Source organism: Mesorhizobium sp. P3_A9 (genome assembly GCF_056402975.1).
This window is the reverse complement of sequence record NZ_JBFUGJ010000318.1, coordinates 1-6,779: the sequence shown is the minus strand read 5'-3', so window position 1 is coordinate 6,779 and position 6,779 is coordinate 1. Positions and strand designations below refer to the sequence as shown.

General features: G+C 63.1%; 5 protein-coding genes and 1 pseudogene. 2 read left to right on the top strand and 4 right to left on the bottom strand.

From position 1 onward, the window contains the following. Positions 1-317, top strand: a pseudogene (locus AC1DX0_RS28380) (EamA family transporter RarD); the annotation flags it as partial. On the opposite strand, the gene AC1DX0_RS28375 reads toward AC1DX0_RS28380, so the two are convergent. The 4 genes from AC1DX0_RS28375 to AC1DX0_RS28360 all read right to left on the bottom strand — a co-directional run bounded on the left by AC1DX0_RS28375 (position 292) and on the right by AC1DX0_RS28360 (position 5,770). Next, the gene (locus AC1DX0_RS28375; protein WP_477357705.1) at positions 292-1,290 is read right to left on the bottom strand and encodes a transporter; all 999 of its coding nucleotides are present in this window, start codon (positions 1,288-1,290) and stop codon (positions 292-294) included. The pseudogene AC1DX0_RS28380 and the gene AC1DX0_RS28375 overlap by 26 nt on opposite strands. A 154-nt stretch (positions 1,291-1,444) precedes the next feature. Then, positions 1,445-4,162 carry a class I SAM-dependent methyltransferase gene (locus AC1DX0_RS28370; RefSeq protein ID WP_477219413.1) on the bottom strand — a complete coding sequence of 906 codons (2,718 nt, stop codon included), beginning with the start codon at positions 4,160-4,162 and terminating at the stop codon, positions 1,445-1,447. A gap of 94 nt (positions 4,163-4,256) precedes the next feature. After that, positions 4,257-5,333, bottom strand: a complete 1,077-nt coding sequence (locus tag AC1DX0_RS28365) for a glycosyltransferase (RefSeq protein ID WP_477219412.1) — start codon at positions 5,331-5,333, stop codon at positions 4,257-4,259. A 146-nt stretch (positions 5,334-5,479) separates the two neighbouring features. Next, on the bottom strand, positions 5,480-5,770 hold the full coding sequence (locus AC1DX0_RS28360) for a muconolactone Delta-isomerase family protein (RefSeq protein ID WP_477219411.1): 291 nt from the start codon (positions 5,768-5,770) through the stop codon (positions 5,480-5,482). Between the two features lie 111 nt (positions 5,771-5,881). Between AC1DX0_RS28360 and AC1DX0_RS28355 the strand changes: the two genes are divergently transcribed. Next, entirely contained in the window at positions 5,882-6,766 is an 885-nt protein-coding gene (locus AC1DX0_RS28355; RefSeq protein ID WP_477219410.1) for a LysR substrate-binding domain-containing protein, read from the top strand. Positions 6,767-6,779: the final 13 nt, after the last annotated feature.

Below are 6,779 nucleotides of genomic sequence, written 5' to 3'. Positions count from 1 at the left end.
CGACAGGACAGGACCACATCGTGTCCAGCAACGGCACCGACACTGCCCTGCTGATCGGCTGCGGTCCGGTCACGTCGATACCATTGCTGTTGTTCGCCTTCGGCGCCAAGCTGCTGCGGCTCTCCACCATCGGCATCATGCAATATATCGCGCCGACCATGGTGTTCCTGATTGCCGTTCTGATTTTCGATGAACCGTTCGGCACGGCACAGGCCATCGCCTTTGCCCTGATCTGGGCAGCCTTGGCGATCTATTCCTGGTCGATGCTGGTTACGGCCCGCCGGGCCGCCGCTACAACCCGCGGCCGAGCCGCCTGACGAACAGGTAGGTGGCCAAAGCGATGACCACCGACACAGCCGTCACCACCCAGAAGCCCGCTGGCGTATCGACCAGCGGCAGCCCGCCGACATTCATGCCGAACAGTCCCGAGATGATGGTCATCGGCAGCAGCACCGCCGTCATGACGGAGAGAACATAGAGGAGCTGGTTCGACTGCATGGTCAGCTTGGCCATCAATTCGTCCTGCAACAACCTCGTGCGCGCCTGCAACTGCTCGCCGTCATTGTAGAGGGTGAGCGCCCGATGCGAGAGCCGAGCCGCCATGTCGTTGATCAGGTCGGGCAGCTCGTCGCGATGCGAATGATCGAGATGGCGAAACAGGTTGGTGAGCGTCGCCATCTGCCGGTGGATCACCACCAACTGCCGGCGCGCCTCGACCAGYGMCTGGCGTTCATTGTGCCATGCRTCGCRCACGAYGCGGTCCTCGATGCCGTCGAGCGTGTCGCCGAGTTTGCCGAGCTCGCCCGACATGCCGTCGAGCGACTGACCCATGACCGCCTCGATCAGGTCCGCTGGTGAGCGGAATTTCCGCGATCCATTCTCCACCGCCTTGCGGACCGCATCGACCGATTCCAGAGGCTGCTTGCGGGCGCCGATCAGCATCGTGTCGTTGAAGGCGAAGCGGAAATGGACGAGCCCGCGCGCCTCTGAAAAATCGTGTCTGAGGTCCGGCAGGTCGCCAAACAGCCAGTCATCCTCGTAGTCGATGTGGCAGCCATGGCTGGGCGCGAGGAAAGCATCGCGCGCCGGGGCCGGCAGAGCCTTCTCGGCGGCGATTTCCTGGCGGGCGTGCAGATCGGTGATCTGGTAGCTGCGCCAGGTCCATCGCGCTTGCGCGGGGTCCTTGGTGCGCACGCCCTCAGCGGTGAAATGATAGATGAAGAACAGCCCGTGCTCGTCAGGCAGGTAAGGCGACAGGTCGGTGCCTTCCGGGGCGAGGGCGATATCCATGGGCGCAGTGCCAGATGCAGGTTTCGACAGGTGGCGCCGCGCAGCGGCACCTCCGCAATTTCTAGCACGCGCGARCCCGGTTTCGTGTGACGGTTTYTTGACAGCGGGTCACAGTGTGTCGAGCAGGGAAGAGGCCTCGATCCGTCAATTGCCGTCATTTTCGACGCTTGGACGGACTTCGCATCCACCGCAACGGGGCTGTCAATCGTCGCCATCTGGGCGACGCGAGCAGTGCGGCGCGTTCGGCAACGAGATTGTCTCGATCGTGCACCAATGCGTTTCGTTCGAGGCCGAGCTCATGATAGGCGCGGTTGATTGCATCGCGCTCGCCGCGCAAATGGTCTGACTCGGCCGCTGCCGCGGCGCCCACGACAGTGCAGGCGTCATCGAATCTCGCTCGCATAAGGTCCAGTTCGTCGCGCAGTTTCTGGCTGTCGCCGTCGTCCGCCATGGCACATAGAATGTCGTAGGCGGTGCGTATCAGCGGTGTCACATCCGGATGGCTCTGCAAGTCCCCGACTGTTGCCCGTTCACGGTGCAGGTCCGCTGTCAGGAAGCGTCCGATTTCGGCCTCCGCCTGATCGGAGCGAATCGGCCAGACGATGCCGGTCTTCTCCGCCGCGCGGTTCGTATGATGTCGCCAGTCGATCAGCAACTGTTCGTGGCGCATGAAATGACGTGGCATATGCCGTGAATGAAATTCCGCATCGAGCACGTGCCTCAGCCAGAGCAAAAGGGATTTTGCCAGCGGCAATCCATCCCGCCGCTCCAGCGAGTAAGCGACCTCCAGGGGGTTGCGGAGCGGAAGCAGAGCCACCGGCTCGACCTCCATCTCGGCAAGGATCGACGACATGAACGGAACGAACCGGCAGATCCGGGGATCCTTGACGAAAAACAGCGGTTCATCGCCGTATTCGCTTGCCAGGATCGCCTTGATCTTGTGGCGGTGACGCTCCGCCGCGGGCGACTGCAGCCATTGCGGATTGAGCGGCCGCCAGTCATGCCACGAGGAGGCTGCCGATGCGAGCAGTTCGTCGTTGGCGAAATTGAGCGGGGTGCTTTCCCAGTATCCCCTTGGATTGTTGCCGTCGGCGCGCAACGGTTTTTTGGGGCGGGCCGATCCCAATGCGGCGATGGTGCCGGCAAGCATCGAGGTCCCGCTGCGGTGCATCCCAAGCACGAGGATCGCCTTTCTCCGGGAAAGGCGCGCGCGGCTCGGCATCAGCGCGGCTGGTGGCGGCTCTTCCCGCAATGGCAGCCGGGCCTCGAGCCATTCGGCTATTCCCGCAGGCAGCGCCAACGTTCCGTCCAGCATCGGGTTCGCGGCAGCAGAGCCCTCGTTGAACAGTCCATGATAGTGGATATGGACCAGCCGCGCCGGGTCGGGCGCCGTGGCCCGGTTGAAGTTGTGAAGCGGAAAATTATGCGTGGCCGGCAAAAGCCGCACGGAATGGTTGCCGGCGGTGGCCGCCAGTGAGAAAGCAGCCTGGCTTGTGCCCCAGAAGGCCGTGGCCTCGCCCTGCAGAATGCCGGTCCCGGTGCCGTAGGTTGGCTCTGCGCCGGCCCACGGTTTCATATTGGCGGCCACCAGCTTCCTGAAAATATCTTCGGTGCGCTGAAACAGGCCGCTCGCCCTTTTTGCGGCGATGAGCCCGCCATTGTAGCTGGCGCGCACAGCCATGCCGTCGACACCCGTGCGCACGATCGGCAGGTGCTCGTAGTCGACACCGGCAAGCACGCATAGCTGCCTCCAATAAGCGTCGAATGGGTCACCAGGGCCGGTCGTGCACATCCCCTTGCTGTCCACCGGGCGGGCAGCGGCGGAGCATGTGCCCAACGAAAAGTCGGGCTCGGCGATGAATATCGTGTCGCTATCAAGCATGATGATGACCGGCGGCCCGGCCCGTGTTTCGACATGAGCAAGCGAATGGACCCGATATGAGGGGCCATATTGCGGACAGCGGCTGTCGATCTCGATCGGCAGGTACTCCACGCCCAGTTGCGCGAACCGGCCTATCGTCGAAGCGGACGGGCGACGGCTGCTCCTCGGCGAGACCGCAGTTATCGGGGACCGCGAATAGGAGCCGGCGAAACACCTTATGCTTTCGCACAGCAGCAGGGCCTGTGCTTCGAGAATGCCCGCCTCGGCGATCAGCACAAACTCGACGTCGTTTTCGGATCCATCGGCTTTGGGTTTGTCGACGGGTTCTTCCCGAGGGGGAGGAGGCGGCCGAGAAGAAATTGCCGGGCGCTCGTTCCTGGCGACGCCGATCTTCTGGACGATGACTTGCTCTCCTCGGTAGAGCTCGCGGTATTGGCCTGATTGCACCGACAGGAAACTGTCGATCCCGAGTTTTGGACGCTCGACCTCATTGGCAAAGAAAGTCCATTCATAATCGTCGAAAATGACAATCCCGCCGTCCCGCACCATCGACCAGGAGAACACGGCATCGGACTGGACATCGGCGCTGTGATGGCTGCCGTCGACATAGACGAGGTCGAAACGCCGCTCGTCGGTGATAAGGCGGGCCAATGCCTGGGACGAGGGACTTTTGATCTTCTCGACCCGTTCGCCGAACGCGGCCAGATTGCTGTCGAAGCGTTGCTCGACTTGCGCAAGCTGGTCGCTCCATTTGTGGCGCAGGGCATGTTCGGGACTGCCGCCGAATGTATCGATGCATGTCAGCCGGCATTTGCCAAAATAGTTGAGAAAGAAGATCGCCGACCGGCCCTCCCAGGAGCCGATCTCCAGAACATCGAGGGCTTCATCGCGGCGCGACTGGAGCAGTGTCGCCCAGAGGGGAAAGAAGCGCGAGGTCCAGTCGGTCGAAAGGCTCTTGCCTGCAAACCACGCAGAATAATCAGGGTTCATAATTCTCACTCTTTACGGCAGAGGCGGCACCTGCGGTTTCCAGAATCCTGTTCCTCGTCAATTGGTTCGGCCTCGATTCAGTCAGGCGCTTCAGTCAGCTGCCTGTTTTCGGCACCCTCGCCTTGAGCCCAATCGCCAGCCGCTTTGCCACCGCACCGGTTACGGTGCGCCGGTCGAGCGGCCAGCACAGATAGCAGACGCGCAGCATCTCTGTGAGGCCCGGCGGAGGGCTGGCGAGCATGCGCGCGACGATGCCATGCACCAGCTGCTTTGCCGCAACCGCATCCTCCGTGCGCTGGAAGGGCCGTGACGCTGCGAGGAAGGCCTTGAGTACGCCAAGCAACTTGCCGTAGGCGGCGGCGCGTCGGTCGACTGCAATCACCTGCCCGCGGATGAAACCGGTGAGGTCCTGGGCGAAGGCATCGTCATAAAGGTCATAGGTCAGGCCGAGGCGCGCCCATGATGCCTGGCGGATCGGATGCGTGCGATTGCGGGCATTCGTTGCGTTTGTCGCGGTCAGCCCGAGTGCGTTCAGCCGGTAGCGCGTCAGCGGTTCGGCAAGATTTCGCGCCCGGCACAAGGGCAGCATGTCGAACCACAGATAGTGGTCCTGCGAGACCAATTCATCGATCCGGTAGCGACCGGCGGCCTCGAAGCAGCCGCGGCGGTAGGCGATCGTCGAGTGGTAGAAGGGATTGTGGAACAGGATCGTCCAGCGGATCTCCAGATCCGTCTCGGGCATACGCTGTGCACCGACGACGCGGTCGGCTTCGTCGATCAGCGTTACCGCATGTCCGACGAGGCCGAGTTCGCGATCCTCGTCCAGTGCCGCGACCAGTCGTCCGACATGCGCAGGCTCGGCGATATCGTCCGCGTCGAGGCGCAGGATAATCTCGCCTCGGGCGGCCTCGATGCCGCGATTGGCGGCGGCGGCGGTGCCGAGATTGGTCGGGTTGGTGATCAGCCGGATGCGCGGATCGCGACGCGCCAGCTCCTGGAAGACTGCGTCCTGGCCCGTGCCGTCGTCGATAATGATGAGTTCGAGATCGTCGAACTCCTGGGTCAGGATGCTGTTGACCGCGGCATCGAGAAAGCGCTGGTCCGTATAGACGGTCATGACGACGGAAGCGCGTGGAACGCGATCCGCATCGCCGTCTGTCCTGTCCACCACCGTTCAATCCCCGTTGCGCATCTCCCGGATAACCAACCAGGAGATTCGCCGCAAATGGAAATCGCCGGAGCGTCCGTGGGGCTTCTACCTTGCCGCTCGACAAGCGGCCGGCGGTGAGCGCCGCCGACCGCGCCGTCTGATGCGGTTCAGCGCTTCGGTCCAAACCCGGGGTAGGGGTTGAGCGGCACGATCGCGGCGATGTCCATCATGCCGGCCTTGATCAGTGGCAGAGTGGCGAGATGGCCCCGCACTTCGGCGTCGTCTGATGCCTCGAACATCATGCCGCTGCCGGGAATGTCGCCGCGGTTCCAGACCTGGCGCACCGCGCCCTCGGCGTAGAGCGTGCGCCGCTGTTCGGCCTCGCCGGGCAGAAGCGGTGCAAAGTCGGCGTCTCCGAACTTTGCGGTGTTGCGGGTGAGAAGGGCAAAGAACTGCATGTCGGTCTCCTTTGGGTTGGGATGGCCGAGTATCGCTTTTGACTGGTCAGACTGTCCAAGACTGATTAGGCTAAAGTTAAGACCTACAAGGACGTAAACCTTCGGATAAAAATGTTCGACCTGCGCCAGCTCCGCTACTTCGTCACTGTCGCCGAAACCGGCAATGTCGGTCGTGCGGCCGACCTGCTGCATATTTCGCAATCGCCGCTCAGCCGGCAGATCATGCACCTTGAGCAGCAGCTGGGCGTCGCTTTGTTCGAACGGGCAAAGCAGCGGGTTCATCTCAATGCCGAGGGTCGCGCCTTCCTCGCTGAAGCCCGTGCGCTGCTCGCCAATGCATTACGCGTCGAGGAGTTCGGCCGCAACCTCGCCAGCGGCGCGGTCGGCCGTCTCGCCATCGGCTATGTCGAGGGTGCGGTGCATGCCGGACTGGTCGCCGACATGCTCAGGCAATTTCGCCGCGAACGGCCCGATTTCCATCTTCAGCTCAGGAACCGGCGCACGGCGGCGCAGTTCGAAGATCTGCGGCAACGCGTGCTCGACCTCGGCTTCGTCTACGCTCCGGCCCCAGTCGACGATCCGGACATTGACAGCATGCTGGTGCGGCGCGAGCCGTTGGTGCTGGCGATCCCCGAAGAGGACCCGCTTGTCCAGTTGTCGGACATCAGGCCGCATCATCTCGATGGCCGCACCTGGATCACCGTCGTGCGCCAGCCCGACGACACCAATCGCGGCCAATTCCTCGCAGCTTGCGCCAAGGCCGGCTTTCTGCCCGACATCGCCTATGAAACAGCAGATCCGCTGACCTCGCTCGGCCTGGTCAGTGCCGGCCTGGGCCTGGCGACGGTGCAATCCAGCCTGCGTGCCGCCGCACCGCCGCGGATCGTGTTCCGCGACCTGCCATGGTTCGACCGCACGGTTTCGATTCACCTGGCCTGGCGGCGGCAGGATCGGCGGGCGGTGATTGGGGATTTGCGGAGGGCAGTAGGGCAGTAGGGCAAGACAGCCC